The organism is Caldisericum insulae (assembly GCF_047785965.1).
Lineage (GTDB): Bacteria > Caldisericota > Caldisericia > Caldisericales > Caldisericaceae > Caldisericum > Caldisericum exile_A.
On sequence record NZ_JBLOBF010000033.1, the window covers coordinates 1 to 865 of the forward strand.

General features: G+C 38.5%; 1 protein-coding gene. It reads right to left on the reverse strand.

Going from position 1 to position 865, the window contains the following annotated elements:
• On the reverse strand, positions 1-831 hold an 831-nt coding region (locus ACMV0E_RS08075), incomplete at its 3' end, for a stalk domain-containing protein (RefSeq protein ID WP_416085870.1).
• Between the last annotated feature and the right edge of the window lie 34 nt (positions 832-865).

Sequence of the window (865 nt, forward strand, 5' to 3'; positions counted from 1 at the left end):
CATCCACATTTTACCATCAGGCATATAGCCATCCTTCCACATAATTGGGAAGAAGTCATTGATTTCAGATTGTGATAGACCCATTGAAGGATCTTTTACAAATTTTTCAATTGGAGTAAGAAGGTTACCAAGCATATAATTTGCAACCCAGTTCTCATAAGCCTGTGTTAAAACTGGTGGTTGACCTGATGCAACTGCTGCTGTTGTTTTCTGTTGCAAAGATGTGTAGTTTGCAATTGCAGTTTGAACGATCTTATACCTTGGGTGAGTTGCATTAAACTCATCAATGAGCGTTGTAAGTGCTTTTCCAAGTGCTGCCTGCATTGCATGCCAGAAGGTAATTTCTGCAGGATTCTTAACCCAATCTTCAGAGAATTTAACTGTAACAGACTTATCAGTTGCATTCCATGTGACATCTGCACCAAGTGAATCAGATACAAATCTTAGAGGAACAACAGTTCTTCCTGTTTGCTTAATGATTGTTGCAGGTGCATCAAGATAAACTGTATAACCATTTACAGTTGCTGTTGGTGAATCAATCTTAAGGACAATTGTGTTGTTGAGGAGTTTAATTGTAACTTCACGGGTGGATCCATTCCATTCCACTGTTGAACCAAATGCCTCTGATATAAATCTTATTGGGACAAGAGTTCTTCCGTTTACAATAACAGGTGCTTGATCAAGAGTTGTTGATTTTCCATCGATAGTGCCTGTGGTCTTGCCTACATAAACTACGATTGTTTTTACAGTCTCTCCTTGTACTGATGGGACTACTCTTACAAATGTTACAATCATTACTACGATTGCAAGGATTGCAATCAGTTTCTTCATACTCTACCTCCTTTCAAAATTTGGGTTTTGCCCA